Annotated in this window: 30 protein-coding genes and 1 pseudogene; 12 read left to right on the plus strand and 19 right to left on the minus strand. The window is 50.6% G+C overall.

Annotated features, from left to right (window positions below; all coding sequences use genetic code 11):
• The first annotated feature begins 71 nt into the window (after nt 1–71).
• The 4 genes from DEF47_RS00740 to pepF are packed head-to-tail and all read left to right on the plus strand — an operon-like array spanning nt 72 to nt 4,384.
• Entirely contained in the window at nt 72–1,223 is a 1,152-nt protein-coding gene (locus tag DEF47_RS00740) for a lipocalin-like domain-containing protein (protein WP_012192275.1), read from the plus strand.
• 46 nt (nt 1,224–1,269) lie between these two features.
• Nucleotides 1,270–1,767 carry a crossover junction endodeoxyribonuclease RuvC gene (gene ruvC, locus DEF47_RS00745; protein WP_012192274.1) on the plus strand — a complete coding sequence of 166 codons (498 nt, stop codon included), beginning with the start codon at nt 1,270–1,272 and terminating at the stop codon, nt 1,765–1,767.
• Entirely contained in the window at nt 1,768–2,523 is a 756-nt protein-coding gene (locus DEF47_RS00750; RefSeq protein ID WP_012192273.1) for a hypothetical protein, read from the plus strand.
• Nucleotides 2,524–2,566: 43 nt separating this feature from the next.
• On the plus strand, nt 2,567–4,384 hold the full coding sequence (pepF, locus tag DEF47_RS00755) for an oligoendopeptidase F (protein ID WP_012192272.1): 1,818 nt from the start codon (nt 2,567–2,569) through the stop codon (nt 4,382–4,384).
• 110 nt (nt 4,385–4,494) lie between these two features.
• On the opposite strand, the gene DEF47_RS00760 is transcribed toward pepF, so the two are convergent.
• The 4 genes from DEF47_RS00760 to DEF47_RS00775 are packed head-to-tail and all read right to left on the minus strand — an operon-like array spanning nt 4,495 to nt 6,697.
• Complete coding sequence (locus DEF47_RS00760; RefSeq protein ID WP_012192271.1) at nt 4,495–5,004, minus strand: hypothetical protein; 510 nt, start codon at nt 5,002–5,004, stop codon at nt 4,495–4,497.
• A gap of 47 nt (nt 5,005–5,051) precedes the next feature.
• Nucleotides 5,052–5,525: a GNAT family N-acetyltransferase gene (locus DEF47_RS00765; RefSeq protein WP_012192270.1), complete on the minus strand. Its 474-nt coding sequence runs from the start codon at nt 5,523–5,525 to the stop codon at nt 5,052–5,054.
• Nucleotides 5,525–5,995 carry a DUF3291 domain-containing protein gene (locus tag DEF47_RS00770; RefSeq protein WP_012192269.1) on the minus strand — a complete coding sequence of 157 codons (471 nt, stop codon included), beginning with the start codon at nt 5,993–5,995 and terminating at the stop codon, nt 5,525–5,527. Before DEF47_RS00770 ends, DEF47_RS00765 begins: the two co-directional genes overlap by 1 nt.
• 9 nt (nt 5,996–6,004) lie before the next feature.
• A complete protein-coding gene (locus tag DEF47_RS00775) occupies nt 6,005–6,697 on the minus strand; it encodes a hypothetical protein (protein WP_012192268.1) in 693 nt (230 codons plus the stop codon).
• Nucleotides 6,698–6,893: 196 nt separating this feature from the next.
• Here DEF47_RS00775 and DEF47_RS00780 point away from each other — a divergent pair, with 196 nt between their 5' ends.
• Nucleotides 6,894–7,664 carry a hypothetical protein gene (locus tag DEF47_RS00780; RefSeq protein ID WP_012192267.1) on the plus strand — a complete coding sequence of 257 codons (771 nt, stop codon included), beginning with the start codon at nt 6,894–6,896 and terminating at the stop codon, nt 7,662–7,664.
• Nucleotides 7,665–7,725: 61 nt separating this feature from the next.
• Nucleotides 7,726–8,439 (plus strand): class I SAM-dependent methyltransferase, encoded by a 714-nt coding sequence (locus DEF47_RS00785; protein WP_012192266.1) that lies wholly within the window; start codon nt 7,726–7,728, stop codon nt 8,437–8,439.
• On the opposite strand, the gene DEF47_RS00790 is transcribed toward DEF47_RS00785, so the two are convergent.
• The 5 genes from DEF47_RS00790 to DEF47_RS00810 are packed head-to-tail and all read right to left on the minus strand — an operon-like array spanning nt 8,420 to nt 12,993.
• Entirely contained in the window at nt 8,420–9,223 is an 804-nt protein-coding gene (locus DEF47_RS00790) for a PP2C family serine/threonine-protein phosphatase (RefSeq protein ID WP_012192265.1), read from the minus strand. The two genes, DEF47_RS00785 and DEF47_RS00790, sit on opposite strands and share 20 nt — an antisense overlap.
• Nucleotides 9,220–10,656 carry a 1,4-alpha-glucan branching protein domain-containing protein gene (locus DEF47_RS00795; protein WP_012192264.1) on the minus strand — a complete coding sequence of 479 codons (1,437 nt, stop codon included), beginning with the start codon at nt 10,654–10,656 and terminating at the stop codon, nt 9,220–9,222. Before DEF47_RS00795 ends, DEF47_RS00790 begins: the two co-directional genes overlap by 4 nt.
• Nucleotides 10,637–11,413, minus strand: coding sequence for a DUF2270 domain-containing protein (locus tag DEF47_RS00800; protein ID WP_012192263.1), 777 nt, complete (start codon nt 11,411–11,413; stop codon nt 10,637–10,639). Before DEF47_RS00800 ends, DEF47_RS00795 begins: the two co-directional genes overlap by 20 nt.
• Before the next feature lie 16 nt (nt 11,414–11,429).
• Entirely contained in the window at nt 11,430–12,356 is a 927-nt protein-coding gene (locus tag DEF47_RS00805) for a glycosyltransferase family 2 protein (protein WP_012192262.1), read from the minus strand.
• 1 nt (nt 12,357) lies between these two features.
• The gene (locus tag DEF47_RS00810; RefSeq protein ID WP_012192261.1) at nt 12,358–12,993 is read right to left on the minus strand and encodes a DUF402 domain-containing protein; all 636 of its coding nucleotides are present in this window, start codon (nt 12,991–12,993) and stop codon (nt 12,358–12,360) included.
• Nucleotides 12,994–13,139: 146 nt separating this feature from the next.
• Here DEF47_RS00810 and DEF47_RS00815 point away from each other — a divergent pair, with 146 nt between their 5' ends.
• On the plus strand, nt 13,140–13,640 hold the full coding sequence (locus DEF47_RS00815) for a DinB family protein (RefSeq protein WP_012192260.1): 501 nt from the start codon (nt 13,140–13,142) through the stop codon (nt 13,638–13,640).
• Nucleotides 13,641–13,688: 48 nt separating this feature from the next.
• The gene (locus tag DEF47_RS00820) at nt 13,689–14,243 is read left to right on the plus strand and encodes a nitroreductase family protein (RefSeq protein WP_012192259.1); all 555 of its coding nucleotides are present in this window, start codon (nt 13,689–13,691) and stop codon (nt 14,241–14,243) included.
• An 86-nt stretch (nt 14,244–14,329) separates the two neighbouring features.
• On the opposite strand, the gene DEF47_RS00825 is transcribed toward DEF47_RS00820, so the two are convergent.
• From DEF47_RS00825 to DEF47_RS00835, 3 genes and pseudogenes are all read right to left on the minus strand, one after another.
• Entirely contained in the window at nt 14,330–15,445 is a 1,116-nt protein-coding gene (locus DEF47_RS00825) for an RNA-guided endonuclease InsQ/TnpB family protein (protein ID WP_012192258.1), read from the minus strand.
• 2 nt (nt 15,446–15,447) lie between these two features.
• Nucleotides 15,448–15,855: pseudogene (gene tnpA / locus DEF47_RS00830) on the minus strand (IS200/IS605 family transposase).
• 2 nt (nt 15,856–15,857) lie between these two features.
• Entirely contained in the window at nt 15,858–16,499 is a 642-nt protein-coding gene (locus DEF47_RS00835; protein ID WP_012192256.1) for a hypothetical protein, read from the minus strand.
• A gap of 163 nt (nt 16,500–16,662) precedes the next feature.
• Here DEF47_RS00835 and DEF47_RS00840 point away from each other — a divergent pair, with 163 nt between their 5' ends.
• From DEF47_RS00840 to DEF47_RS00855, 4 genes are all read left to right on the plus strand, one after another.
• On the plus strand, nt 16,663–16,884 hold the full coding sequence (locus DEF47_RS00840; RefSeq protein WP_041304942.1) for a helix-turn-helix domain-containing protein: 222 nt from the start codon (nt 16,663–16,665) through the stop codon (nt 16,882–16,884).
• Nucleotides 16,885–17,176: 292 nt separating this feature from the next.
• Entirely contained in the window at nt 17,177–18,121 is a 945-nt protein-coding gene (locus DEF47_RS00845; RefSeq protein ID WP_012192255.1) for a hypothetical protein, read from the plus strand.
• Nucleotides 18,122–18,565: an NUDIX domain-containing protein gene (locus DEF47_RS00850; protein WP_012192254.1), complete on the plus strand. Its 444-nt coding sequence runs from the start codon at nt 18,122–18,124 to the stop codon at nt 18,563–18,565.
• A 294-nt stretch (nt 18,566–18,859) separates the two neighbouring features.
• Nucleotides 18,860–19,231, plus strand: coding sequence for a response regulator (locus DEF47_RS00855; RefSeq protein WP_012192253.1), 372 nt, complete (start codon nt 18,860–18,862; stop codon nt 19,229–19,231).
• Between the two features lie 107 nt (nt 19,232–19,338).
• Here the strand turns inward: DEF47_RS00855 and pruA are convergent, their stop codons facing one another.
• From pruA to DEF47_RS00890, 7 genes are all read right to left on the minus strand, one after another.
• Entirely contained in the window at nt 19,339–20,892 is a 1,554-nt protein-coding gene (gene pruA / locus DEF47_RS00860) for an L-glutamate gamma-semialdehyde dehydrogenase (RefSeq protein ID WP_012192252.1), read from the minus strand.
• Nucleotides 20,893–20,970: 78 nt separating this feature from the next.
• Nucleotides 20,971–21,717, minus strand: a complete 747-nt coding sequence (locus tag DEF47_RS00865) for an iron-sulfur cluster-binding protein (RefSeq protein WP_012192251.1) — start codon at nt 21,715–21,717, stop codon at nt 20,971–20,973.
• Nucleotides 21,718–21,969: 252 nt separating this feature from the next.
• Nucleotides 21,970–22,779 (minus strand): AAA family ATPase, encoded by an 810-nt coding sequence (locus DEF47_RS00870; RefSeq protein WP_012192250.1) that lies wholly within the window; start codon nt 22,777–22,779, stop codon nt 21,970–21,972.
• 3 nt (nt 22,780–22,782) lie between these two features.
• Nucleotides 22,783–23,961 (minus strand): exodeoxyribonuclease VII large subunit, encoded by a 1,179-nt coding sequence (xseA, locus tag DEF47_RS00875; RefSeq protein WP_012192249.1) that lies wholly within the window; start codon nt 23,959–23,961, stop codon nt 22,783–22,785.
• 240 nt (nt 23,962–24,201) lie between these two features.
• Nucleotides 24,202–24,669: an acetyl-CoA carboxylase biotin carboxyl carrier protein gene (accB, locus tag DEF47_RS00880; RefSeq protein WP_012192248.1), complete on the minus strand. Its 468-nt coding sequence runs from the start codon at nt 24,667–24,669 to the stop codon at nt 24,202–24,204.
• A gap of 100 nt (nt 24,670–24,769) precedes the next feature.
• Entirely contained in the window at nt 24,770–25,327 is a 558-nt protein-coding gene (efp, locus tag DEF47_RS00885) for an elongation factor P (protein ID WP_012192247.1), read from the minus strand.
• A 33-nt stretch (nt 25,328–25,360) separates the two neighbouring features.
• Complete coding sequence (locus DEF47_RS00890; RefSeq protein WP_012192246.1) at nt 25,361–26,446, minus strand: M24 family metallopeptidase; 1,086 nt, start codon at nt 26,444–26,446, stop codon at nt 25,361–25,363.
• Between the last annotated feature and the right edge of the window lie 301 nt (nt 26,447–26,747).

A 26,747-nucleotide genomic window follows, 5' to 3' on the forward strand; every position in this document is an offset into this window, starting at 1 on the left:
TCGTGATACGATTGCTATGAGCCGCATCCAGCATTGGACTGGATGCGTTGCTGTTTTCAAGGAGTTTTCGTATGCGAATACGTTTGATATTAACTATATTGGTGATTGTTGGCTTGCTTGGCGGCGCTACTTGGTGGGTGTTGCAACCAACCCAAACCCAAATTCAAGCCTCGATTAGTGCGGTTGGTATGCTCAATCAAGCTAGTCAAGGCAATTATCGGCGAGCAACCGAGCCACGCCCATTTGAGTTTCCCGCCGATCATGGCTCGCACCCAGGCTATCGCACTGAATGGTGGTATTACACTGGCAATTTGGCGAGTGCTGATGGCCAGCGTTTTGGCTTTCAATTGACCTTTTTTCGTTCTGCCGCCACCGACCAAGTAATTAGCCGCACCGCTAGCTTGGCCACTAGCGATATTTATATGGCCCACTTTGCCTTGACCGATGTGGCGAATCAGCGTTTTTATGCCTTTGAACGCTTTATGCGTGGTAACCCCCAACTTGCCAATGCGACGGGCGATCCATTCAAGGTTTTTGTCGAGGATTGGCAAGCGCTTGGCAGCGGCCTCGAAGGCATGACCATGCAACTACGGGCAAAGCAAGCCCCAGTCAAACTCGATTTAACCCTGCAATCGAGCAAAATCCCAACCTTGCAAGGCGATCGCGGCTTGAGCCAAAAAGGTGCTGAGCTTGGCAACGCATCCTATTACTATTCGCTGACCAACATGACTACGACTGGTACATTGCAAATTGATGGTCGCGAGATTGCAGTTACTGGCAAGACTTGGATGGATCACGAATGGGGTACAAGTGCGCTCGAAGATCAGGCGGTGGGCTGGGATTGGTTCTCGATCCAGCTTGATGATCAACGCGAAATAACCTACTTCAATATTCGAAACGCTGATGGCTCGATTAGCCCCTATTCAACGGGCACATTAACTTTAGCCGATGGTACAACGCGCAAGATTGAGCGGGATAGCATCAAGCTAGAGGTATTGCAGCAATGGCAAAGCGATCAAGGGACACAATATCCCGCCCAATGGCGCTTGAGTTTGCCCAGCGAGCAGCTTGAATTGACGATTACACCGCAACTTGCCAACCAAGAACTGCCATTAACCGTGCGCTACTGGGAAGGTTCAGTCGCAATCAACGGCAGCGTGACAGGTTTTGGCTATGTTGAATTGACTGGCTACGGCGATAGCGACCGCGGGCGTGCCGAATAAGCGAAAGCCGTTATAATGCAATCAGCATAATCATTGAGGATCAGCAATGCGGATTATCGGGATCGATCCAGGCACGGCAATTATGGGTTGGGGCATTATTGATGCCGATGGCAGCGATTTGACCATGGTTGCCTATGGCGCGTTTACCACGCCCGCCAAACAGCCGCTGCCCGATCGCTTGGTGAGCATTTACAATGATTTAGCCCATGTGTTGGAGCACTATCGGCCTAGCGTTGCCGCAGTTGAAGAATTGTTTTTTGCCAAAAATGTAACAACTGCGATGGCCGTGAGCCATGCGCGTGGGGTGGCCTTGTTGGCCTTGCGCCAAGCCAAATTGCCAATTTTTGAATATAAACCGTTGTCTGTGAAACAGGCCGTGGTCGGATATGGCAACGCCGACAAACAGCAAATGCAACATCTGGTGCAAATGACCCTGAATTTGGATCATATTCCCAAGCCCGATGATGCCGCTGATGCCCTTGCCGTTGCCATGTGCCATGCCTACGCAGCACCGTATCTTAACCGCATTCAGGAGGATTCCTAGATGGTTCGTCGGCCAGATCTTGAAGAAGTCAGAGTTAATACCTTTTTAATTGCAGATACCGCCATGATTCCGATTTTGCGTGGTGAGGGCACGGTCAATGGGCATTCGTTTACCCTAACCTCGGTGCGTGGTCAAGGCTTAATTGCCCGTTTGCGCACTCGCAACTATCGCGTGGTTACGCTCAAAGATAAAATCGATCGTTTGACAGAATTGCCGACGGTCGAGGCTCCAGGCAATTTGTTGCAAATTGAAACTGGCGCACGCGATCAATGGTTTCACTTTGATAGCGATACTTTGACATGGCAAGCAGTTGAAGCTCAAACCAATGGCTCGCGCTTGTTTGTGGCCTTTGAAGAACATCGCGTAGCCCGACGGCGGCGTTCGCGCACCAGTGGCGATTATTTTCGGATTGAGCGCCTACCCAATGGCACGCCCCAATTGACTCCGATCAAGGAAGATACGGCGCTGTTGTTGGGCTATGCTCACGCCACCTACGAAGCTGATATTGAAATTGATAACACTGCTAATGCTGATGGCAGCTACAGCTTGCCAGTCGAATTTAGCTTGCCGCCTGCCTATCGCACAATGCTTGAATTGTTGGCCGAGAGCCACGACAAACAAACAATGCACTTTTCGGCGGCTGGCTGGCCGCTCGCCGTGCGCCTTTTGCATCGCCTGAATCTCCGCCCTGCGAACGGTGACATTGAGGATGATTTTGGCGATGATCACGATGATTTTGATGATGACGATGAATAATCGTTGCCAATTGCAATAGCCTGTGTGTTGAAGGAGTTTTGGAATGACAACCGCCGCAACAGTGCCAAGCCGTCAGGAAGTAGCCCTCGCCGATACTTGGGATGCAACCAAAGTTTTCGCTTCTGATGCTGAATGGGAACAAGCACTTGATGCCTATGCCCAATCGATCGCCGACATCGAGCAATACCAAGGCCGTTTGGCTGAAGGCCCAGCAACGCTTTTAGCCGCGCTGAATTATTCCGATCAGCTTAACGAGCGGGTTGGCAAGCTCTATATTTATGCCAGCCTGTTTTATAGCGTCGATACCACCGACCAAGTAGCCAAAGCCAAAATGGATCGGGTGTTGGGGGTTTATTCGCGCACCATGGCTAGCTCGGCGTTTATCGAGCCAGAAATTATTGCGATTGGCTTTGCAACGCTCAAGCAATGGCAAGCCGAAAACGCCGATTTGGCTCGCTATGGTCAATATTTTCATGATGTTGAGCGGCGGCAAGCTCATGTGCGTTCAGCCGAAGTTGAACAAGTATTGGGCTTGGTCAGCGATGCGTTCGATTCTGCCAGTTCAACCCATCGCATTTTGACCGATGCTGATTTGGCCTATCCCGCAGCCCATAGCACGAATGGGCTTGAATTAGAGCTAACTCAAGGCACAATTGGCCTGTTGGTCACCGACCCTGATCGGGAGGTGCGCCGCACAGCCTTTGAAAACTACAGCGATGCCCATCTGGCCAACAAAAATACCATGGCCAATTGTTTGGCGACTTGTGTCAAGCAGCATGTCTTCAATGCTCGCGTGCGCAACTATAGCTCAGCTTTAGCCGCCGCCCTTGGCGAAAACAACATCCCAACCGATGTCTTTCATCAATTGGTTGCCACGGTGCGCAAAAACTACCCAACTTGGCATCGCTACTGGCGCTTACGCCGTCAAGCCTTGGGCTATGATCAATTGCATGTCTACGACATCAAAGCGCCATTAACCACCAAAAAGCTTGAAATCCCTTACACTGAAGCCGTCGATTGGATTATTACGGGGATGCAGCCGTTGGGCGAAGGCTACACCAGCGTGGCCAAACGTGGCCTGTTAGAAGATCGCTGGGTTGATATTTACCCTAACAAAGGCAAGAGTGCTGGGGCATTTTCGAGTGGTTGGAAGGGCACGCCACCTTATATCTTGATGAACTACAACAACGATATTTTTGGGATGAGCACCTTGGCCCACGAGCTTGGTCACTCGATGCACTCGTATTTGACCTGGCAAAACCAGCCAACAATTTATAGCAACTATGGTTTGTTTGTGGCCGAAGTAGCTTCAAACTTCAATCAAGCTCTAGTTCGCAACCACCTGTTTAATACCAACCAAGACCCCGATTTCCAAATTGCCTTGATCGAAGAAGCCATGAGCAATTTCCATCGCTATTTCTTCATCATGCCAATTTTGGCCCAATTTGAGCTAGAAATCCACGAGCGTGGTCAGCGTGGCGAACCATTAACCGCTGCAACCCTCAACGGCATCATGTTCGATCTGTTCCGTGAAGGCTATGGCGAGGAAGTTGTGCCCGATGCTGATCGTATGGGGATTACCTGGGCAACCTTCTCGGGCCATATGTATGCCAACTTCTATGTCTATCAATATGCCACGGGGATTGCCGCCGCTCATGCGTTGGCCGAGGGGGTATTGGCGGGCAAGCCCGATGCCCAAGCCAACTATTTGGCCTTCTTGAGTGCTGGTAGCTCGTTAGCACCATTGGATGCGCTGAAATTGGCTGGGGTCGATATGACTTCCGCCGAGCCAGTTGAAGCCGCCTTCCGCGTGCTGGCCAGCTATGTTGATCGCCTAGAACAATTGCTGGGCAATCAATAATTCCTTCCCTCACACCAACCCCTCTCCCACTGCGGCGGGAGAGGGGCTTTTTGATCTCATTTTCCCCCTTGCTCGCTGGGCGGGAGAGGAGATCAGGGGGTGAGGGAATTTTACGAACGTTTCAGCATATTGTAGAAGCCATATCCAGCTCCCAATACTCCAAATACGATAGTCAAGATGTGATCTTGGCTTTTCAACCATTCGGCACTGAAAAACGCCTCAAGTGAATATGAAATGGCTTCGCCTAAGGGTATATCGATCTCGCGCCGTAAGAAGATGATAATCGTAATCAGATTACCCAGTTCCAACGAGAGCAAGGTAAACAAAATTGCTGGAATCACCAAAGAAAAGAGGACAGGTTTAGCAACAGGCTTCCGCAGCGGCGAAATCATGGCATAGGAAATCCCCACGCCAATCAAAATTGCCACATACACGAAAATTCGTTCGGTGAAATAGGCCAACAAACCCCAAACAATCGCGCCTAAAACGACTGCACCCAAACCAATCAAGAGTGCTTTGGCTTTGCTGCCGCCAGCTTGCTGATTGGTGGGTGTGCCTGGGTAATTTGAATGTGGTGGCAATTGAAAACTGCCTTGGGGTGGCATTTGTGGTTGAGACATTGCGTTATCCTCCTAAAATAAGAACACTCTTCCAACCCGAACGATGATTAATCAAGCCGTAGCACATATTCGGCCACGTCACAGCCACGACCATTGGCAAAGCCAGTATCTTGGCCGATAATTTGAAAGCCAGCTTTGGTCAGTACCCGCAGCGAGCCATGATTATCTTGCACAACCCGCGCAAACAAGGGCCGCGTGGCAATTTCGTTGAGCAATAATTCGAGCGCTTGGCTGGCCAGCCCTCGCCCCCAATAGGCGCGATCCAACCAATAGGTCAATTCTGGTTCGCCAAATTGTTCAAATTGGGCAATATGGCCGATCAGTTGCTGATCCCAGATAATTGAGCGTTTGATGATCCGATCATCAGCCATAATTTTGTGCCAATGCGCTTGGAAGGCAGCATAGTCGCTGGGATCTTTGGCGGTAAAGGCAGCCATATGAATTGCCAGCGGATCTTGTTGATGCTCGAAAAAGCTGGCTAGATCGGCTGCTTCAATCGGGCGTAGGCTAAGTTCTGGCATTATTGAGCCTCAACAACTTGGATACTATTCGGTGCAGCGAAGGGCTTGCGAAAACTAAATGCATAGCTGCTTTCGCCGTTGTTGCGCAAATGCTCCAAACGCTCTAAGGCCTCGGCCACGCTTGGCTCATGTCCAGCGGGAACCCACCATAATACCATAAACGCTGTTTCCATACGTTCAAACCATTCTTTGCGCCGCCGCATCATTGCCACATGCTCCGATTTATAGACATATTGCATCAACGAGTCTAGATCTTGCCAAACCGACATATTGACAATCGTTAGCGGGTCGAGTGGGCGATAATCAGTGGCATTGCCTGAATCGTCTTTCAAGCGCCAAACAAAACCTTCAGAAGCCTCAGCCAAGGCGTTAATCCGATCCAAATTATTGGTAAAATCAGCCATGAGCGGCGTATCTAATGGGGCTTTGATTGTGCCAATATTGAGTTGGGCAAGCTGATAGTCGGCCATACACCCTCCTTAAAGCTGCTGTTTAGGCTGATACATACGACGATCAGTGAGTAGCCACGCAAAGCCTAAACCAGAGAAAACCCCATAAACAAAACGGCCAAGCGCATGGCCCCAAATGGTTTGCAGCAATGGATCACCGAATTGATTTTCAAGCAGCAACGCCGCTAAACTAGCAACACTCCATGACCCGATACTGACCAAAATCCAGCGCCATGGCTGTGCCACTTGGCCAATCATTAATGAGGATTGAATGATTGCCAAACAGATGCCTGAACATGCCATTGTGAAAATTAACAAATGGGCAACTTGACCAAATTGCTGATAGGCTAGCATGCTCAGTATCCAGAAAAAAAGCACCTCTAGCCCGCCAGCTATCCCCCAAAGCAGCCAGCGTTTGATCTTCTTTTTCATTAATGCTGTTTGAGCAACCCCAACACATAGTGCCAAAATGCTATTGATCACCATCACACCCGAAAAGATCAGGCTGATCAAAGAGCTTTCTTGGGCTAGTTCGCTTGAAACAGCCACCACCCCAACGCCAATATTAAGCAGCATTTCGAGCACACTAATCACCATCCACAAGCCCCAGAGGCCTAGTCGCTGGCGAAACAATTGGCGTTGATAACACTCGGCACAATACATCATGTCCCACAACGGCGGTTTTTGCTTACATGTTGCACACAACGTTGGGCTATTGCTCATAATGGGCCTTGCTCCAAATTAACATTAATTTGCACGATGGAGCTAGTAGTGTAGCCGAAAAACCCCTGTGCGATTAAACAGGAGCATTGTGTCATAAGCTGTCACAATCTGCATAGGGCTTATGGCGGACTTTGGCTACCATTAATCGACTGAGACTTGGTATGATTCGGCTAAACATTTTTGATCGAGGAGCTGTATGCCAACCCCAACTCAACTTTTAGCGCGGCTTGATGCAATCGGCCAAGCACTCGCTAGCAGCAGCCATGGTTTAGCCCTGATTGGGCTTGGCTCGGTCGGTTTAGAGCGCGAACGGCTTGATCAATGGTCGGATTTGGATTTTTTTGCGATTGTCGAACCAGGCACAAAGCCAATTTTTATGCATGATCTTGGTTGGCTAGCGGCAATTCAGCCAATTAGCTATGCCTTCCAAAATACCGTTGATGGCTATAAATTGCTGTATAGCGATGAGATTTTCTGTGAATTTGCGATTTTTGAGCCAGCTGAATTGCCCAAGATTCCCTTTGCGCCAGGCCAAATTATCTGGAAAGCGCCGCATGTTGAGGCCTCAATTGCGCTGCCCCAACTGGCAATGCCTGCACCTAACCAACATCAGCCCGAATGGTTGGTAGGCGAAGCCTTGACCTGTTTGTATGTTGGTTTATGCCGCTATCAGCGGGGCGAGTGGCTTTCGGCCCAGCGTTTTATCCAACATTTTGCGGTTGATCGGGTCTTGGAATTGCTGAATTATTTGCCAACATTCAGCTTGGCGGCTGGCGATGCTTTTGCCAATGAACGGCGGATCGAGCAGCGCTTGCCTGAACTTAAACCGCTCTTAGCTCAATGGGTGCAAGGCTATCAGGCTAGCCCAGCTTCGGCTTTGGCAATTGTCGCGTTCTTAGCCCAACATACCCACGTTGATCCAACAATGCACTCGCTGATCGAACGCTTAGCCAACGAAGCCTTGTAACGTTGGTGTAACAGCCGCGCACTATCGTGGAAACCAAGCAGGTATTTGGGAGGTTTCCACGATGATTTCAGTACCGAGCCATAGCGTAGCCGATCAGTTTGACAACATCGATCTAGAAGCACTATTTGAACAAATGGCTCCTTCCTATGCTCAAGTCAGTTCGCTCAGCAGCTTGGGCATTATCAGTGCTTGGCGCAAACGTTGTGTTGCCACAGCACAAATTCAGCCAGGTATGGTTGTTGGTGATTTGCTGTGTGGCGGCGGCGAGGCTTGGCCATGGCTGGAGCAGGCAATGCAAGGGCAGGGTTCGTTGATTGCGCTCGATCTGGTAGCGCAACCCTTGAAATATCCAATCTTGCTTGAGCGGATTGAAGTGCACAATTGTGATATGTTTGCCAACAAACTCGCTAGCCAAAGCCTAGATCGGGTGGTGTGTTGTTTTGGATTAAAAACTTTTTGTTATAGCGAGTTGGTGCGTTTTGCTGGCGAAATTCGGCGTTTGTTGCGGCCAAATGGGCGGTTTAGCTTGGTTGAGGTTGGTACAGGCAATTCATGGTTGAGCAGCTTGGGCCAAATCTATTTGCAAACGATTGTACCTTTTTTTGCTCGTAGTTTGGGTGCGCCAAGCTATCCCTATCGCCAACTTGCGCCGTTAGCACAACGTTTTGGTGATGGCAGGCATGTACTGCAAGCCTTCAAACAAGCTGGTTTGCAGGCCGAGCATCAGTCAATTTGGGGTGGCTTGGCGCATGTGTTTAGCGGAAATCGCGATTAATTCCAGCCCATGTGCTATCAAATTGCCACAAAATGGCAGTGGCACTATCGCGACCGCCTTCAGTTTGGACTCGTTCGAGCAAGGCACGGGCAGCTCGTGGCAGACTGTGCTGCTCCCAACAAACCGCGTTATACAAGGTGGTTGGGTTTTCAAACGGGCGTGTGCCACATTCCAGCAAGCCATCAGTCGTTAACATAATCGTGGTCAATCCAGGTTGAAGCAAACGAATGCCGGTGGAGTACGAAGGCAACACGCCATCCCAGGTATTGACATTGCCAATCCATTCGTAGAAGCGGCGTTGGTTGAGTTGCATCTCGCCCAGCCGTGCAATGCTGGGGTGAAAAATATAGCCAATGCAATCGCCAACTGCCCAATACCAAACATATTCATCTTTGCGGGCGACGAACAAACACGAGGCCTCGCCTTGAATTGCGGCACACCGCGCCCGAAAGCGATTGCTACGAAAGATATCAAGTAAAGCCTGATCCAAGCTAAAAAAGGCTTGATTCAAGGGTTGGTTCAAACATTCGCGCAGTTGGGTTTCGGCTCCAACCAAGGTTTCTAAAATCAACAGGGCACTTTGGGCTGAATGATGAGCATCGATCACCACCGCCAATTCCCATCCGCCAGCAGGATCGATGAAAATAGCCGCAGCATCTTCATTTTTCCGAGCACCTTGGGCGACCACCCCGCCAAAACTGGCGAAAACCATCGCCCCGAGGTCTTGAACGAACAAGGTATCAAGATGTGGCCGGTCGTGGCCAAGCCAAGTGTAGGTTGTCATCGTTCAAAATTCCCAAACAAACGATAATTCAGGGTTGGAAAAGGATTATCGCGCTCTTGCAAGGCGGCAAATTCACGGGCGGCAACTGGTAACAAGGTTTCATGCGGCAATAACTGCATCAGCCAATCGAATTTTTGCAGGTGTTCGCTGCGCCGAGCATTGGCATAATCTGCGCCAGGCGTACCAACCCAGCGATCCCAATCGCCTGATTGTGCCAGCAAAAATTCACGGGCAGCTTGGTTGAGCACCTGTTCGCGGTCGCCATAAGCTTGGGGATATTGCGCTACCGCCGCTTGTAATTGGCGATGGGCCGCGCTCAAACGGCCATCGATAATTCCAGCGAAATGCTGTGGCGGCACAACCACGCTAGGTTTATGGCGTTTGAGCAGGGTGCTAGGCGTAACCAAGCGAAAATGACTGGGCAATTCTTCGAGCAACGTGCGCAGCCATAAACCACCCTCAAACCAGCCGCTACCAAATAATTCCATATCAGCCACAATCACTAAGGGCTGGCCGTTGCTGGCGGTTTCGCTAAGCACAGCGGTGAAGTGACGGGCATGCATCCGCGCCCGCGCATAGGCATAAAATGGATCATAGGCGCTGCCATCACGACTCAGCATGCCATCATCCATGGGAATTTCCATCGGCGCACGATATAGCGGATCGCCAGGATAGCCCAAGCCAACCGAGCGAATATGCGTCAGCAAGCGCTGATCGGGCGTAATCACAGCGGTTTGACGAGCTTCGGAAAGCCACGAAAGGGCTTGTCCGCGTAACTCAGGGTTGGCAGTCCCGACCAAGGCCCGCATATCCAAAGGCTTGAGAATCTGCTCCCACTCTGGCGAAACTGGATCTTCGGCGCTCCACAAGACGCTTGGAGTTTGGCCGAGCAAATGCATCAGCGCGATCGTGCCAATTTCGACTTGGGTGCGCAAAGTCGGGCGATCGTATAAATGTGGTACGGGATAGGTTGCCGTATGGCCCAGCACTTCCAAGGCCTCAGCCTCGACCAACTCACGGGTCATGGCTACAACATTACGGCTCCACTGCTTTTCAAAGACATGTAAGGTGCGTTGATGCAGTTGTAAATAAAATTGGGCTAGATAGGCTGCGTGCTCATCGGCCTTGGTTGCTTCAAGCCGCCGCTCGGCCTGAACAATCGCCTCATCGAGATGATGCAGCATATGCTTTTGCACAACTGGATCATTCAATTGATGCAACAGAATTGGGCTGATGGCCAAGCCCATTTTGACCGCTTTATTTTGCTCGATCAAGTCGGCGAGGCCGCGTAAAAGCGGAATATAACAATCGGCCATCAGGCCATGTAACTCTTCTTCGCCATGGCTGGATGGCCCAGGTTGGCGCACAAACGGCGCATGGGCATGCATAATGATGCAGAGATCGGTTGGTTGGTCAGTCGTGGGCTTTTCCATATGATTTGCGTCGCCCTCCCCGTCGTTTGGCTTTCCCCACTGGCATTGCTTCTGGCAGCGCTAACTTCCGTAATACCCGTTCGTGGCTCACCATTTCGGTGCGAGCACCCCAACGGGGAATCGTAATTAATGCCACGATGATCAAGAGCGCATAAAACCCTAAGACCGATAAAATGACAAATTTACCGTTGAATGGCCCTAAACTCGCATCGTAGATAAAGGTTTCGAGCGAGGGCCGATTGGTAATTTGCGGATGAATCATCAGCTTGAGCAGCCAAATAAACAGCAAAAACAGAAAAATCGCCATGTAATTGTGGCGTAACCGTCGCCCCAAGGCTTCTAAAGTTGTGATCTTAAAATGCGGTGTGTTCATATCGGTCAGCAGCAATTTATGCCAATATTGATCAACTGCGAGGGTGTTTTGACCAAGCAATGGTACATAATAATCAGTTTCGAGGATGCGAACCCAAGTTGCCCATAAATCGTAATAGCGATAGCGCCGTGCCTCAATGAACCAAAAGCCCATACAGAAGACAATTGTTAACAGCACAACTGCATGATGATGATTGGCATCGCCCAGTACAAAACTCGAAACAGTACCCGTAATTGCCACCGCCCAGTTGGTTGGCGTATCGATCCGCGAACGCCATGTCACTGCGCGATCCATCAAACCACGGTAGAGATGAACCATCGCTGCTGGGGGGGCTGCCTGTTGGGCCGAACGTGAAGGTCGCATATAGGCATTATACGAGGCCATGGGTAAATGTCAAAGCCTAGCCAAAATGGCGCAACACCTGCCAATAAATCTGCATGCGCTGCCAACGTAGCTCGCGTTTATGCCCAAGCAGCCATTTAACACTCTCAACTGCTAGCTCATATAGGTAGCTGCTGGCCAAGAAAAAGTGTAAACAGGTGGCGAATATTGGCCCTTCGTATAGCGAAGCATAGCGCAATTTGGATTCTTGGAAGGCCAAATGTTTACGCGCTGGCGCTTGTTCGCTGGATTTGCCTTCGTGATGTATGATCACTGCTTGCGGCACATACCAAATTGGCCCAAAACGTCCCAAGCGAGCTTGCCAATCAACTTCCTCTGAATACATCCAGAAGCGTCGATCCATCAAGCCGGCTTGCTCGATTGCCGATTTACGCACTAATAAGGCCGCGCCCATGAGCCATTCGACCTGTTGCGGCTGATCATCGGGTTGATCGGCACAGCGATAGGCCAGCGCCCAAGGATTGTTAGGCCACCAGCGTTCGAGGATGGTACTTTCAAAAAAATAACTAGCTTTGGTGGGTAGTCGTCGCCGCGACGATTGAATTGAGCCATCGGGGTAGCGCAGTTGCGGGCCAATCACGCTGGCAGTGGGCTGCTGTTGCGCCCAATCCAGCAACTGAGGAATTGCCTCGGCTTGCATCACAGTATCAGGGTTGAGCACCAAAATCCATTGGCCTTGGGCTGCATCGACCCCAATATTGACCCCGCCCGCATAGCCTAAATTGGCTCCCGTTTCGATGATTTGAACCTTGGGGAATGCTTGGCGCACCATCATCACCGAATCGTCGTGCGAAGCATTATCGACCACAATCACTTCGTAGCTATAGTTGCTGCCTGCTAGCGATTGGCTGATCGAGTCCAAACATTGGCGCAACAAATCTGCCACATTCCATGAAATAATCACGACACTACAATCGAGCGCCATGTTAATCCTCCGGCCAATAGCTCGCCCGCGATTGCCAAAAACCATCGTAGTTACGAGCTTTGGGCAAAAATGTGCGATCAAATGGTGCGCCAGCGGCGGCTTCGAGCCAACTCAGCCATGTGCCATTACGCAGCAAATTGCGCACTGTATCGAGCTCTGTTTCAATCATCACTCGTTGAGCTTGGCTGAGCAAACCAACTTCCTCGGCCTCGATCACTTCATCTTCATCTTCAACGACGTGGGTTGTGCCATTGGCGGCGACAAAACAATCGAGGTAGAGATCGGTTTGGTAAAAGCTGCCGCTAATATCCATAGCTTTGCTGGCAAAATCGATGCGTTGCACAATCAAATTGCCGCGTTCATCATACATGCTGGTGATGTTGAGTGGTCGTGAACGCCACCACCACGAACGCCCAAAGGCGCGAGAAGCTCGTTGATCAAACAAACGCGTGCGCGGCGCATCGCTGCCCCAACCCAGCGTATCGGTAATCCGTTGCGGCGTACCAAGCGACCAATCATAGACTAACAACTCAGCATCGTTGCGGACAACCCGCCCGAATCCATACGAATGGAACACATGATGGCGACCATCAACAAAACGGCGGCGATAAAACGTATGTGGGAGCTTATCCATCATGGTCTTCCCTAAATGCAGGTGGCTTTCTATCCCTACAGTATAGCAGATGGCCGTAGTTCGGCGAAATCTGCCACTTGCCTGCTAAAGTAATGATACATCTGTGCTGTATACTCTTTATTCGGATGAATTCAGTTAAAGGATGTGTGATGGATTTGTTAGATCGTTTGCTTGGCCACGATGTTTGGACGACTCGTCAATTATTACTGCAAGCGCAAAGCCTCAGCTCAGCCCAACTCGATCAGCAGTTTGCCATCGATCAGCGGAGTTTACGCGAATGTTTTGAGCATATCATCGAAAACATGGAAAGTTGGTGCGATCTGATGGCCGAACGGCCTGTGCGCGATTTAACTGATAACTCGATCGAGGGCTTGCTGCAACGCTTGAGCAATGCAGGCCGCGATTTTGCTGCAATCGCCCGCACGATCAGCCGTGAGCAACGCTGGGATGCAGTGTATAGCGATGTACTGGATGATCCGCCAATGCAAAAAACTTATGGCGGGACGATTGGCCATTTAATTACCCATAGCATGCATCATCGTGCCCAAATTATGTTGATGCTTGAGCAGTTTGGTTGCCAAGAGCATATCGAAGGCGATTTGCTAAGTTGGGAAGCCCAAGCCTTTGGCTGGAAATCGCATGATCACTGATTCATGCTACTCTTTACAGCAACTGATTTTAGTTCGTGAGGTTTGGTAATGGCAACCAGCAACGAGGTTTTGGCTTTTTTGGCCCAACGCCGATCATATGGTTTGAAAGAAGTTTCTCCTGAGCCAATCGAGCGCTCGGCAATTGAATTAATTTTACAAGCAGCAACCTTGGCTCCCAGCCACGGCGTGACCGAGCCTTGGCGCTTTGTGGTTTATAGCGGCGAAGCTCGTGCCGAATTAGGTGCGGCGCTGGTTGCCGCAGCCCAAGGCGACCCATTTCAAGAGGCCAAACAGCGCGATAAAGTTTGGATGGCTCCGGTTTGGATTGCCCTTGGCATGCAGCCACAGCCCAAAAATCCTGAATGGGAAGAATTGGCTGCCGTTGCCATGGCCGTACAAAATGCCCACCTGATGGCGGCGCAGCTTGGTTTAGCCGCTAAATGGTCGAGTGGCCCGATTGGCACGCACGAAATTGTTGCCAAGACTGTTGGTTTTGAAGCCCCAACCAAACTGTTGGGCTTTTTGTATGTTGGCAAACCTGCGGTTACGCCCAAGCCTTTGGCTCGTAGCGATTGGCAAAGCAAAACGACTTGGAAAGAGTGAACTACCACGCCCACGAGGGGCGTGGCTTCTGCCTTCAACGACAGCTACCAACGTTTCGCTGGATTTACACCATCTCGAGCAGCGTTTTAGCTTTCCGTCGTCCCAACGGCAAGCAGGCGTATTCCTTCGTGCACGATGTTGATCGCCGCATTCCTATCGCGATCATGGATCGTGCCACAGGTGGGGCATGTCCACACGCGATCTGATAGCATCAAGGCGGTTTTCGTTTGGCAGTGATGGCAGGTTTTTGATGAGGCGTAGAACCGCCCAACCTTAATCACTCGCCGTCCGTGCCATTCCGCTTTATCGTGTAACATCTGCATGAAGGTACTCAGGGCGGCATCACTGAATGATTTGGCCAGCTTGGTTTTCGCAAGGCCTTTGAGATTCAGGTCTTCAATGCACACCACATCAAATTGGCGAACGATCCCCAACGCATGCTTATGCAGCCAATCGGCGCGTTGGTTGCTAATTTTCTGGTGAATTTTGGCAACGTGCTTACGAGCTTTCAAGCGGTTGTTGCTGCCCTTTTGGGCGCGTGAGAGTTTCCGCTGAGCACGGGCAAGTTTCTTTTGGCTTCGACGGTAGAATTTGGGCGGTGTAGTTTTCTCTCCCGTTGACAGGGTAGTGAAGGATTCAAGTCCCACATCAATGCCCACAGGATTATCAGTAGTTAGCAAAACATCAGGGCGGTTGATGTGGCAAACAAAAACGACCCACCATGCACCCGTTGCGTCTTGTTTGATCGTTGCGCCCTTTGCTGTTCCCAGCAGTGGGCGATGAATGATCGCCTGCATCAGCCCGATTTTTGGCACGCTGATGGTGTGTTCATCAACGACGACCACGCCTTGCGGGAAGCGGAGGCTATGCGGTGTGACTTTGCGTGCTTTGAAACGGGGATACTTCGCCCGTTTGGCAAAAAAGTGAGTAAAGGCCGTTTCTAAATCCATCAGCGCTTGTTGCAAGGGTTGCGAATGGCAATCACGCAAAAATGCCGTTTTGGGCTGACGTTTCAGATCAACCAACATCGCCGCAAGCCGTTGATAGCTCAGCCGTTGACCCGTTGCTTGGTAGTGGGTTTGCTTGCAGTGCAATGCCCAATTCCAGACAAATCGTCGGCAACCCGCCCACTGTACCAAGGTGTTTTGTTGGTCAGTGGCAGGATACAGGCGATATTTATAGCAACGGGTCAGCGTTCGCATGATTAGACTTCCTTTTGGTTGGCGATATCCATGGCGATGGTTTGGGCGGAAACCGTTCCCGCCGAACCATAGTAATAACCGTCTGTCCAGAGTCCACTACCCCAAAAATGGCGACGTTTCAGCGTTAGGAAGGTGCGAAACACATCCACCGCAAGGATGCGTTTCAACGTCTTCCCAATCACCATGGGCGCGGTTGTGGGCGGTGCTGAGCGAAACCCATGCACATGATCGGGCATCACTTCAAGGGCTCATTGCTCCCAACCAGAGCGGGTGCAGATTGTTAGGATGACTGCCTTGCGGTGATCGGCAATGCGTCCCTTAAGAACGCAATGCCGATAGTTGGTAACAAACACCAAATGATAGTTAAGGTTGTACACGCTGTGGGAAGTGCGTTTAGTTGGCGTTTGCATCGTTAAGCTGCGTTCGCCGCAACAGTTTCTTTCTCGCGACGAGCCTTTGCCAGATGGGCAACAATCGACGGTGCAGCGTCAAACCCCTCGTCATTGGTCTTGATCTCCATATCGCCATAGAGGAAGTGCTGACGCTCCATGTGGGTGCCTTCAAGCAATGGCCCAACTTGGGGGAGTTTCGTAAGAAACAGATAGAGTGCATCGGTATCATCGGGGGAACGTCCGTAGGCAGGTTCATCGCGACGGGCTGCGGAGACTGTTAGAGCGCCATCGGTTCCAAGAGTACATTCAATACCGCCGATGGTGGACGAAAAGACTGGTACACCGTGCGTTTCTTTACCGCTTTCATCGTCAGCCATCGACTTAACTTCGACTTGGGTAGTAGCGTCAGTAGGAACAACTTCGGTGACTGTTTCTTCAGTAGCCAAAGCCGTGACAACTTCTAAGGCAACCTCGGCATCCTCAGGGGTCAGATCGCTGATGTCGGCATGGGAGGCGCGGCGTAACAGATCGTAGACCAACTCATTTAGGCGGCTTTCACCTTCGCTGTAGGAACTGCTATAACCGATCAATTCGCCGTTCAGGTATAAGGCGAAGTCTTTGGTGAGACGGTCGCAGCGGATTGCTTTAGTGTGCATATTCATGGCCTTGGTTCCTTTCGATTAGTGCAAGGTGTTGGTAGCGCCTAGCACTGTTTACTTATTACAGACAGTATATCATTGATAATATTTACTGTCAATAGGATATTGACGATAATATACTTTAGATGCTATAATTCACCTGCAACAAGATGGTTGGAGGTGAATTATGGTACGATTGCGATTAAACGAGGTGTCCGAACAAAAAGGGTTTAACATGTCACAGTTGCAGCGCCAAAGCGGCCTGACCATTGGAATGATCCGGCGCTACTGGTATAACGAAACAACTGAGGTAAATCTAGAGGCGCTAGACAAGCTAGCAACATTGCTAGGTGTTACACCTGGTGAACTACTGGAACACGGAGAGCGCAAAGCCGAGGATAGTAATTGAAGCCCTCGCGCTGCTACCAACAGCCGAGGGCGCGGCTACACCGAACCAAGGAAAGCATAGCGACGACTATTATACTCGATACTAGTCGTTTTTTTGACTGCATGAGCTATACTATGTTTCACGCAGTCAAAATACCCGAATCACGCATGATTGCTCTTCACGGGGTAGACTACTCTTGCGCTCTTTAATTTCTCTTCGTCAGAACTGGCACGCATGCATCCCGCGCGGGGAACCCACCATGTGGGTCTTGGGGCGGGGTGTTCTGCGGCGTTACTATAAAGGAGTTTGATCGATGAAGGTCTTTTTACGGCGGGGTTGGTTGCTGGCGCTGTTGGTTTTGGCTGGCTGTGCTAATCAAGTGCCCGCACCAACGGTTGGTGCTACGCTACAACCTGAGGCTAGCCCAACCCAAGCAATCGCGGTAGCCAGCCCAACGACGAGCGTGGCAACTCCGGTGGATACGCTGCCTCAACCCAATGCCTTTGATGATCAAACAACGCCGGTTAAGCTATTTCGTTCGCTGGTCAATGCGCTCAATCGTGGCGAGTACGAACGAGCTTATCGCTACTGGGCAACGCCGCCAGGTGGCATCGATCAAGGTGGGTTTAGCGCGAGTTTCTTTGGCATCGATTTGGTCGTTGGCTTGGTGACTGCGCCAACGTTCAACGAAAGCCAAACCGAAGCCCGCATGGCAGGGATTGTGTTGTTGGGGATGAGCGATGGTGGTGCGCGGGCTGATACTGCTTGCTATCTTGCGACCCGCGCTGATGTTAATAGCCCATGGCAGTTAAGCTCAAACAACTCGCTGCCAACCACCACTAATGATGTGTTGGGGGTGCTTGATCAGCAGGCACGCGAATGTGGCACGCCGCTTGAGCAACTAGCCCTCACCAAGCAAACCACTGTTCCTGAGGTCTTGTTTAGCTATTACGCTGGTTTGGCCCAAGCTGATCAGGCTAAAACGGCTGAAACCTGGGTTGAAGGAACCTTGCCAAGCGTGCCCGACAACCTACGCCAAAGCAACCAACTGAGTGTCTATGTCAATGTAACGCCAGTTGAAACCGAGGCTGCGGCCTTTTTGCAGACGATCATTCTGGCTGATACCAAAGTTATGTGGGTTGGTTGTTATGGCGCAAGCCAACAAGCCGACACCTGGCGCTTGAACAGTGGTTATTTGCAAGCAAGCGGCCCAGCCACAGTGCTGATTCAAACACTGACTCAAGGCTGTGATATTTAAATGGCTACACTACGACATACCCGTTATCAAGTGGCAATTATGGATCATGATTGCTTACTCCTCATTCGCTTTGCCTCTGCAACTACAACGTTTTGGCTTTTGCCCGGTGGCGGACGCGAACCAGATGAAAGTGAAAACGATTGCCTCATTCGTGAAGCATGGGAAGAACTTGGCGTGCGTATTGTGGTTGAAGGGCTGATTCTGCACCAGCAGGATCAGCCCGACCAAACCTATCAGGCGTTTAAAACCTATCGCTGCCGAATAATCGAAGGTACACCCCAGCCTGGCTATGAAACAATCAACCCAAATGATCCTAGTGCCGGAATTGTGGAAGTTGGCTGGGTTGACTTAACCGCCCCTGAGACTTGGCCAGCATTAATTGTTAACAATTTATATACTTTTAAGCTCCTCCAGCAACTTCGTCAAAGCCTTGGCTATGTCTAGAACATGGTAGCCACAATCAGTGGCCTAGGAGGCATTTTAGCCCTTTAGATTGGCCTACGTATTCGCTCGCTCAAGCTAGCTAGCAGTCTAGGTGCTGAGTAATCAATGATAACTTATTTTTCAGAAAAAATTAAGTTTTTTTATATATTTTAGGCTTGCCAGCCATATCTATCTATGTTACCCTGCATGCTAATTAAAGAACTACCCAATCAGGGACTCAATTCCTATTGTCCAATGAGTGTTTTGTCGAAGCATCGATCGAGATTTCATACCTCTACGGACACTGGAGCAGGTATGGCTTGTTTATTTATAGTTGATGATCAACCAGACACTCACATTATTCTCGCACGTTTACTTGAGGTTGATGGGTATACGGTGGTTGGGGCGCACAATGGTAGTGAAGCCCTGAAGCAGATACCTGTAGTTCGCCCAGCCTTGGTGTTGTTGGATCTAGCCTTGCCGGGCATTGATGGTTTAACGGTTGCCAAACAGTTACGCATCAATACCAGCACCAAGCATGTGCCAATTATTGCCATGACGGCCTTTGGTGGCAACGATTATCGTACCCAAGCTATGGCAGCTGGTTGTAGCGAATATCTCTTAAAACCATTGGATTTTGCTAAACTTCGCGGGGTGATTGCGCAATTGGTGCTACAAGTGGCCTAAATGCGTGACGACAAGTGGGGTGTCGGCATGAAACCCGAGTAATAATCGGGCTTTTTTATTGCCAAAACATGGCAGCATGGAGTTGATCCATGCTGCCATGCCTTTTTTTAGAAGCGATCAGTAATGGTTTTGGCTTGAGTGAACAACAAGAGGTAATCGGGGCCGCCAGCTTTCGAGTCGGTGCCGCTCATGTTGAAGCCACCAAACGGCTGCACCCCAACCAACGCGCCTGTGCATTTGCGGTTGAAATACAAGTTGCCGACATGGAAATCGCGCCGAGCTTCTTCAAGTCGTTCGCGTGAGCGACTAAACACCGCGCCAGTTAAGCCATATTCGGTGTTATTGGCAATTTCCAAGGCATGCTTCCAATCGTTGGCCTTGATAAATGCCAAGACTGGCCCGAAAATTTCTTCCAACGAGAGCCGAGCCTCGGGGGCAATATCGGCGATGATTGTTGGGGGAATAAAATAACCTTCCGAGCCATCGCCAGTTTCGCCGCCAAGCATCAAGCGACCTTCGCTCTTGCCAATTTCAATGTATTCGCGAATCTTGTCGAAGGCTTTTTGGTCAACCACCGCGCCCATATGATGTTTGGGATCGGTTGGATCGCCCATGGTCAGCTTTTTGGTGCGATCAACGACCTTCTTCAAGACTGTGCTATACACGCTATCGACGATAATTGCCCGCGAGCAGGCTGAGCATTTTTGGCCTTGGAAGCCAAAAGCTGAGGCTACAATTGCATCGGCAGCAGCATCGAGATCGGCGGTTTCATCAACCACAATCCCATCTTTGCCGCCCATTTCTAAGATTGTGCGTTTAAGCCAGATTTGGCCAGGTTGCAATTTGGCTGAGCGTTCAAAAATCCGCAAGCCAATTTCCTTCGAGCCAGTAAAGGCGATCAAGCGAGTTTTGGCGTGATCAACCAAGGCATCGCCCATTGCGCCGCCTGAACCAGGCACGAAATTAACTACCCCATCGGGCAAGCCAGCTTCTTCAACCAACAAGCGCACAAATTGGGCAGCAATCGCCGGCGAAGCTGAGGCTGGTTTCAACACCACCGTATTGCCAGCAGCAATCGCAGCGGTGGTCATACCGACCATAATTGCCAAGGCAAAGTTCCATGGCGGAATCACCACGGTCACGCCGAGCGGCACATAGCGTAATTCATTTTCCTCGCCGTTGTAGGCGACGACTGGTTGCGGGCCACCAAACTTAATCGCCTGACGACCATAATATTCCATAAAGTCGATGGCTTCGGCCACATCAGCATCGGCCTCAGCCCAACTTTTGCTTACTTCATAAACCAACCACGCCATAAATTCAAACTTGCGGCGGCGCATCACTGCCGCAGCGCGGAACAAATAGCGGGCGCGTTCTTCTGCCGCGACGTTGCGCCATGATTCGAAGGTTGTGGCGGCAACTTCCACCGCTTGATTGGCATGCTCAACCGTTGCCTTGGCAAAACTGCCGACAACTTGGCTTGGCTTGGCCGGATTCAGTGAATCAAATGTATCAGCCAATTCGATATGTTCGCCACCAATCAGAAGCGGATAAGTACGCCCTAATTCATCGCCAACTTTGCTCAGTGCCGTGCGCATCGCATCGGCATTGGCTTTCACACTGAAATCGACAAACGGTTCGTTGCGGTACTCGGGTAACATGTACATCTCCTAGCGATAAGCGCCATTGCTTATTTGGATCAGATTGTGGATATTCTATACGAAATTGCTTAGCTTAAGTTAGGCCAATTCACGCAGATCTAGCGCTGGCCCATGATGACACAGTAATTTTGGCTGTTGCCGAGTAGATTGCCAGCACCCGCCACACATGCCAATGCCACATGGGTAGGCTTGATCGACGATAAACGCCGCAAAACCTTGTTGCCAAGCATAGCGTTCACGCCGAATCCGTTGGCTCAAACGACTGGCTAAATCTAAACTGCCAGCGGCCAGCAAACGATTGGCCCAAACCAATGGGGCATCAAGCTTGGCGCTACTTTCGAGTAAATCAAGCACATCGTCGGCGGTCGCCAAATATTCGATCTCAGCTGGGAGCACAAACGGCGGTACGCGCATTGCATCATTGGCACTCGCCAACAGCAACACTGGTGAGCCAGTTTCGGTTACGCGTTGGGCATACAATAACAAACTGTAGATTGCATTACCCTCAGCAATCAACAAGGTTGCTTTTTGACCGTCGCTGCTGAGCGGTCGGCCAAGTGGCCCAATGCAATCAAGCTCAAAACCTTTGGGCAAACGCCCAATGCTCGCCAACAACGGGTCTTGGAGATCCAAGGCCAAGGTGGCAGTGCTACTACGATTGGTCGCAATAATCCAAGCCCGACTGCGCAAGAATGGGTCGCTACTTAAACCGTGATGCAGCATTGCCCATTGACCAGGCTGCGCACTAGCTAGTTGCGGCGAGGCCACTGTCAGCAAGCCATAATGCTGATTCAATTGTTGCTGATCAAGAATAACTGTTTGCATACCAGCATTATCCGAGAAGATTGGGGCTTATGCAAGGAGTGAGCTATAGAACATAGAACATAGATTAGGAGCGAGGCGTAACGTTTAACTACGAAAGGGCTATTGGCTAAAGGCTATGGGCTATCAGAGATTGGCTGGAAATACCAACGATTGTTCCGATAGCCTTCAGCCTAGCGTCTCAAACTTAGTGCGCTTCGTGTTCTTCGTGGATCAAAACAGGTGTCCCCAACAACCAATCCCCGAACCCCAAATTTACAAATGACGCAAGAAACGCTCAGGATGATTGAGAAAATCGCGCAATAAACTGACATGTTCAATTGCGTTATATTCAATCGGTTGCAACCCTGTCGGGCTAATCTGGAGCAAGCGGGCTTTGGGGTAGGCCATAATAATTGGCGAGTGGGTCACAATCACAAATTGGCTTTGTTGCTGCTCAACGGCATCGCGAATTAATGCTAACAAACTCAATTGGCGAATTGGGGCTAGCGGGGCTTCTGGTTCGTCGAGTAAATATAAGCCATTTGGGACAAAACGCGATTGAAACAAACGCAAAAAACTTTCGCCATGCGACATATGATCGAGGCCATTGCCATAATGATGGCGCAACTCGCCGAGCGTGCGCGAATGGGTTTGGCGGGCTTGGGCACGCGCCAAGGGCGAAAGCGTGGTATCCGCCTCGATCTCGCACAAACCAGCTTCAGCTTCAAGCCGCAATTGATTTAAGCGTTGAGCATAGCCGAAAAAATCTTCAGCCCGCAAGAAAAAGCCACGCCCCGTGCGTTTATGCCAGCTAAGTTTAAGGTATTTGGCCAAACGTTGAGCCGAAGTCAGGCTTTGATCACGCTCTAAATCGTAAGTTCCGACGGAGATCGAACGCGTAGCAACCGCCAAACCTTCCAAAAAAGTCGATTTGCCCGAGCCATTGTCGCCCACAATAATTGTCACGGGGGCTTCAAAATCGAAAGTTTGGCCAACCAAGGCTTGGATGGCTGGCACATTCAGAGGAAATTGCTCAGCATCATGAGCAGCTGGTGGTTTAATGGTTAGACTAGCGAGTAGCATCGCTTAATCTCGTAGCTCGGTAATTGTGGCTTGAAGCTGGCCTTGATGCAATTGAATATTAATTGTATCGCCAACTGCTACGTGGCTGGTGTTGGTCAGGGAACGATCGTTATGTAATACAACGGCATAGCCTCGCGCCAAGGTTCGTTCAGGATTGAGTGCAACTAAACTGCGTTCGGCCACTTGAACTTTTAAGCGAGCCATTTCGAGCATGCGCTGGATCGTTCGCTGCAACTGCTGTTGTTGGGCATTGACCTGCTCATGCGCTTGATGTAGCCGCATTTGCGGGTTGTGACGTAAAAGTTGTTGTTGCTGTTGGCCTAATTCGCTGCGCAGCAATTGCAAACGCCCTTGAAACAAGCCATGCAACAGTCCAACGTGGCTGATCAATTCATCGCGCAATGTGACCAAATCAGGTGTGACCAACTCGGCAGCAGCCGAAGGCGTTGGCGCACGCAAATCGGCAACAAAATCGACAATTGTGGTATCGGTTTCGTGGCCAACTCCGGTGACGACTGGTACTGGCGAGGCAAAAACTGCCCGTGCCACAATCTCCTCGTTGAACGCCCAAAGATCTTCAATTGAGCCACCGCCACGGGCCACAATAATCACATCTGGCTCGAAATCGAAAAGCTCATACAAGGCCTCAACAATCGAAGGCGCGGCATCTTCGCCCTGCACAAGGGCTGGCGCGATAATCACTTCGGCCAAAGGAAAACGGCGGCGCAGCACATTCAACATATCCTGCAAGGCCGCTCCAGTTGGCGAAGTAACAATGCCGATGCGTTGGGGAAATAGCGGCAATGGCCGTTTGCGTTCGGTCAAACCTTCGGCTTCTAATTGGGCTTTGAGCCGTTCATATTGGGCTTGCAACAGGCCTTCGCCAGCAGGAGTAATAAAATCAAGATAAATTTGCAAGCGTCCATTATACAGTTCAACTTTGCCATGACCTAAAATCGCCATGCCATCTTGAGGTAAGTAGCTCAAACGCAAGGCTGTGGAACGCCAAATCACCGCATCAATGCGGGCATCGGCCTCTTTGAGGGTCAAATACCAATGGCCTGATGAATGGCGTTTGCAGTTAGAAACCTCGCCATAAACCCAAACATCACTCACCACGGGGTCGCTAGTGAGCACTGCATTGATATAGCCACATAACTCGCTGACTGAAAGTTGTTCCATAGATTGGCCTGCTTGCTGAGGATAGTAGCACAATTGTACGAGGGTTTAACCAAAAAAACAATCGACAATTATTTAGCTGATTGAATGTGTTCCCTCACCCCAGTAAGTTTGGAACTCCCCTCGCCCGCCGTAGCGGGCGAGGGGTTGGGGGTGAGGGCATGCCAATCGGCGGTACTCCCACCCAATCATTGTTAACAACCTACCCTTGAAAGGAGGGGGCTAGGAGTGAGGGAATTAAACTTAATCGAGCGGCACGATTGAAATGAGCACTTGACCATATTCAACAGGTTGGTTATTTTCAACGTGGATCGCTGCCACGCGGCCATGAATTTCGCTCTCGATTTCGTTCATCATCTTCATGGCTTCAACGATGCCAACGACATCGCCTGGGTGAACCTCATCGCCAACTTTGACATACGGTGGGTCTTTGGGCGATGGTGAGGCATAGAAGGTTCCTACCATTGGCGAAGTGATTGGTTGGCCAATGGGCGCGGCGGGTGTTTCGGCAACGTTGGCAGCAACTGGTGTCGCCGCTACGCCACTGGTCACAACCACTGGTGCTGCCACTGCATAGGGCGTGCGCTTAACATGAATTTTGGCATCGCCACGCTCAAGGCTTAGCTCAGTAATATCAGTTTGGGTGATTAACCGCAGCAACTCACGCACATCCTCGGTGAGTAAATTCTGTTCGGGCGTTTGCTCACTCATGGGCTAGCATCCTCAACTACACAAGGAGAAATGGCGACGGCGCAGGGATTCGTGCCCAGCGCCGTGATGATCAGCTTTAAAATAATGGGTCAAACCCCACCTAGATCCGCGTAATGTACTTGCCGTTGGTGGTATCAACCCGAATCCGTTCGCCAACCGCGACGAATGAAGGCACTTGCACCACTAAGCCAGTGTCGGTGGTTGCAGGCTTGCCACCACCTGAAGCGGTATCGCCCTTGTAGTTTGGCTCGGTTTCAACCACAACCATCTCAACTGAAGGTGGCAACGAAATATCCAGCACTTCATCTTCGTAGGTCAAAACGTCGAACGTTTCGTTTTCGCGAATATACAACAACGCATCTTCGAGCAAATCCACACTGACGGGGAATTGATCGTAGGTTTCAGTGTTCATCACATAGATATAGTTATCTTCGCGATAGAGGTATTGAACGTTACGGGTTGACAAGCGGGCAACTTCGAAGCGTTCGCCAGCCATAAACGTTTTAACCGTTGTAGCACTGGTGCGGACATTGCGTAAGGTCAGGCGCAAGAATGCCGTGCCACGACCTTGCTTGACGTGGTTGGCTTCCATCACGCGGAACAATTCACCATCAATAATGAGGGTTAGACCTTTGCGTACTTCACCTGTTGAGACCATGATACAAGAACTCCCTTTGGGTTGTAATAAATTTTAGGCTTGCTCGATCACAATGATCGGGTCAAGTGGCGATTGTGTAAGCGTTTCAACACCATTGGCATTGAGTAAAACCAAGTTTTCGAGCCGCACGCCGCCCCAATCGGGCAAATAAATGCCAGGCTCGATGCTAAAAATTGAGCCAACTGGCAGCAAATCGTTGTGAACGCGGCTGAGCCGTGGCTCTTCATGAATTTGCAGGCCAACCCCGTGGCCTGTGCCATGGCTAAAATATTCGCCATAGCCTGAGGCTTCGATCACATCGCGAGCCAAGGCATCGGCTTCTTTGCCAGTGGTATTGGCGGTGATGCCGTTGGTTGCATCCGCAAGCGCGTGGCGCACAATGCCATAAATTTCATCAAATTTGGCATCGGGCTGGCCGAGCACCAAGGTGCGGGTCATATCGCCATGATAGCCAGCATAGAGCGCCCCAAAATCGACCACAATCGGCTGGCCTTGGCCCAGCGGGGCGTTACCAGCGTGATAATGGGGCAAAGCACTATTTAAGCCAGCACCCACGATAATTTCAAAAGCTAAACCATCGCCGCCATGCTCAACAATTGCCTTGTGCAATTCCCAAGCGACTTCGCGTTCGAGCATGCTTGGGCGCAACATTGGCTTGACTGCCGCTAAGGCTTGGTCGGTGATGTTAATTGCTTGACGCAAGGCCGCAACTTCTTCGTCGCTTTTGATCGCGCGGAGTTGCTCGGTCAATGCCCCGATGGCAACCAAGGTTACATCAGCAGGCAAGGCTTGGCGCAAGGCATTGTAATCGGCAACGCTGAGGGTTGCTGGCTCGAAGCCCAAGCGTTTGATCGGCGCAATATGGCGGCCAACACAGCTATACAAGCTTTCATCAAGCGTGCGGGTGATCGTTTCAAATTGGCTGGCCTCTTGGGCGGCTTGCACGGTATAGCGGCCATCGCTGATTAATAATGCTCGTTGAGCATCAATGATCAACAAGCCCGCCGAGCCAGTAAACCCGCTCAGATAGCGCCGATTTTGGCTATTAGCGACCAACAATCCATCGATTTGGGCTGCTTCAAAAAGCATCCGCAACGCTGCGAGCCGTTCTTGAGACACCGCGCACCAGCCTTTCAGCACACTACAAGCCCGCTTGGGGTTGCCAACGGGCTTTGTCTAGTATATATGCCATCAAATAGGCTTGTCAAACGTTTTTATTGTAAAGCTATAGCCAAGAACAGAGAGCATAGAACCTATGATGTTGGGTTTTGAGGATCGGGGACTCTTACAAGGGTAGGTTTTAACCAAAGACGCGGGAGATGTGCAGTCGATATTTATGCCCTCACCCCCTAGCCTTTCAAGGGTAGGTTTTAACCGTTTTCCGGTTTGAACCACCAAATCCCGTGGTTCATCGCTGGAT

The sequence above is a fragment of the Herpetosiphon sp. genome, from assembly GCF_003512625.1.
GTDB lineage: Bacteria > Chloroflexota > Chloroflexia > Chloroflexales > Herpetosiphonaceae > Herpetosiphon > Herpetosiphon aurantiacus.

What these genes read in the sequence shown, in the direction of transcription:
- DEF47_RS00815 (WP_012192260.1), top strand. Translation starts at nt 13,140, where the DNA reads ATGGATTTGTTAGATCGTTTGCTTGGCCACGATGTTTGGACGACTCGT.
- efp (WP_012192247.1), bottom strand. Translation starts at nt 25,327, where the DNA reads ATGGTCTCAACAGGTGAAGTACGCAAAGGTCTAACCCTCATTATTGAT.
- DEF47_RS00780 (WP_012192267.1), top strand. Translation starts at nt 6,894, where the DNA reads ATGCCAACCCCAACTCAACTTTTAGCGCGGCTTGATGCAATCGGCCAA.
- DEF47_RS00800 (WP_012192263.1), bottom strand. Translation starts at nt 11,413, where the DNA reads ATGGCCTCGTATAATGCCTATATGCGACCTTCACGTTCGGCCCAACAG.
- pruA (WP_012192252.1), bottom strand. Translation starts at nt 20,892, where the DNA reads ATGTTACCCGAGTACCGCAACGAACCGTTTGTCGATTTCAGTGTGAAA.
- DEF47_RS00805 (WP_012192262.1), bottom strand. Translation starts at nt 12,356, where the DNA reads ATGGCGCTCGATTGTAGTGTCGTGATTATTTCATGGAATGTGGCAGAT.
- DEF47_RS00775 (WP_012192268.1), bottom strand. Translation starts at nt 6,697, where the DNA reads ATGAGCAATAGCCCAACGTTGTGTGCAACATGTAAGCAAAAACCGCCG.
- DEF47_RS00760 (WP_012192271.1), bottom strand. Translation starts at nt 5,004, where the DNA reads ATGTCTCAACCACAAATGCCACCCCAAGGCAGTTTTCAATTGCCACCA.
- DEF47_RS00840 (WP_041304942.1), top strand. Translation starts at nt 16,663, where the DNA reads ATGGTACGATTGCGATTAAACGAGGTGTCCGAACAAAAAGGGTTTAAC.
- xseA (WP_012192249.1), bottom strand. Translation starts at nt 23,961, where the DNA reads ATGGAACAACTTTCAGTCAGCGAGTTATGTGGCTATATCAATGCAGTG.
- DEF47_RS00795 (WP_012192264.1), bottom strand. Translation starts at nt 10,656, where the DNA reads ATGGAAAAGCCCACGACTGACCAACCAACCGATCTCTGCATCATTATG.
- DEF47_RS00765 (WP_012192270.1), bottom strand. Translation starts at nt 5,525, where the DNA reads ATGCCAGAACTTAGCCTACGCCCGATTGAAGCAGCCGATCTAGCCAGC.
- DEF47_RS00865 (WP_012192251.1), bottom strand. Translation starts at nt 21,717, where the DNA reads ATGCAAACAGTTATTCTTGATCAGCAACAATTGAATCAGCATTATGGC.
- DEF47_RS00825 (WP_012192258.1), bottom strand. Translation starts at nt 15,445, where the DNA reads ATGCGAACGCTGACCCGTTGCTATAAATATCGCCTGTATCCTGCCACT.
- DEF47_RS00870 (WP_012192250.1), bottom strand. Translation starts at nt 22,779, where the DNA reads ATGCTACTCGCTAGTCTAACCATTAAACCACCAGCTGCTCATGATGCT.
- DEF47_RS00770 (WP_012192269.1), bottom strand. Translation starts at nt 5,995, where the DNA reads ATGGCCGACTATCAGCTTGCCCAACTCAATATTGGCACAATCAAAGCC.
- DEF47_RS00835 (WP_012192256.1), bottom strand. Translation starts at nt 16,499, where the DNA reads ATGAATATGCACACTAAAGCAATCCGCTGCGACCGTCTCACCAAAGAC.
- accB (WP_012192248.1), bottom strand. Translation starts at nt 24,669, where the DNA reads ATGAGTGAGCAAACGCCCGAACAGAATTTACTCACCGAGGATGTGCGT.
- DEF47_RS00845 (WP_012192255.1), top strand. Translation starts at nt 17,177, where the DNA reads ATGAAGGTCTTTTTACGGCGGGGTTGGTTGCTGGCGCTGTTGGTTTTG.
- DEF47_RS00850 (WP_012192254.1), top strand. Translation starts at nt 18,122, where the DNA reads ATGGCTACACTACGACATACCCGTTATCAAGTGGCAATTATGGATCAT.
- ruvC (WP_012192274.1), top strand. Translation starts at nt 1,270, where the DNA reads ATGCGGATTATCGGGATCGATCCAGGCACGGCAATTATGGGTTGGGGC.
- DEF47_RS00785 (WP_012192266.1), top strand. Translation starts at nt 7,726, where the DNA reads ATGATTTCAGTACCGAGCCATAGCGTAGCCGATCAGTTTGACAACATC.
- DEF47_RS00820 (WP_012192259.1), top strand. Translation starts at nt 13,689, where the DNA reads ATGGCAACCAGCAACGAGGTTTTGGCTTTTTTGGCCCAACGCCGATCA.
- pepF (WP_012192272.1), top strand. Translation starts at nt 2,567, where the DNA reads ATGACAACCGCCGCAACAGTGCCAAGCCGTCAGGAAGTAGCCCTCGCC.
- DEF47_RS00750 (WP_012192273.1), top strand. Translation starts at nt 1,768, where the DNA reads ATGGTTCGTCGGCCAGATCTTGAAGAAGTCAGAGTTAATACCTTTTTA.
- DEF47_RS00790 (WP_012192265.1), bottom strand. Translation starts at nt 9,223, where the DNA reads ATGACAACCTACACTTGGCTTGGCCACGACCGGCCACATCTTGATACC.
- DEF47_RS00740 (WP_012192275.1), top strand. Translation starts at nt 72, where the DNA reads ATGCGAATACGTTTGATATTAACTATATTGGTGATTGTTGGCTTGCTT.
- DEF47_RS00855 (WP_012192253.1), top strand. Translation starts at nt 18,860, where the DNA reads ATGGCTTGTTTATTTATAGTTGATGATCAACCAGACACTCACATTATT.
- DEF47_RS00810 (WP_012192261.1), bottom strand. Translation starts at nt 12,993, where the DNA reads ATGATGGATAAGCTCCCACATACGTTTTATCGCCGCCGTTTTGTTGAT.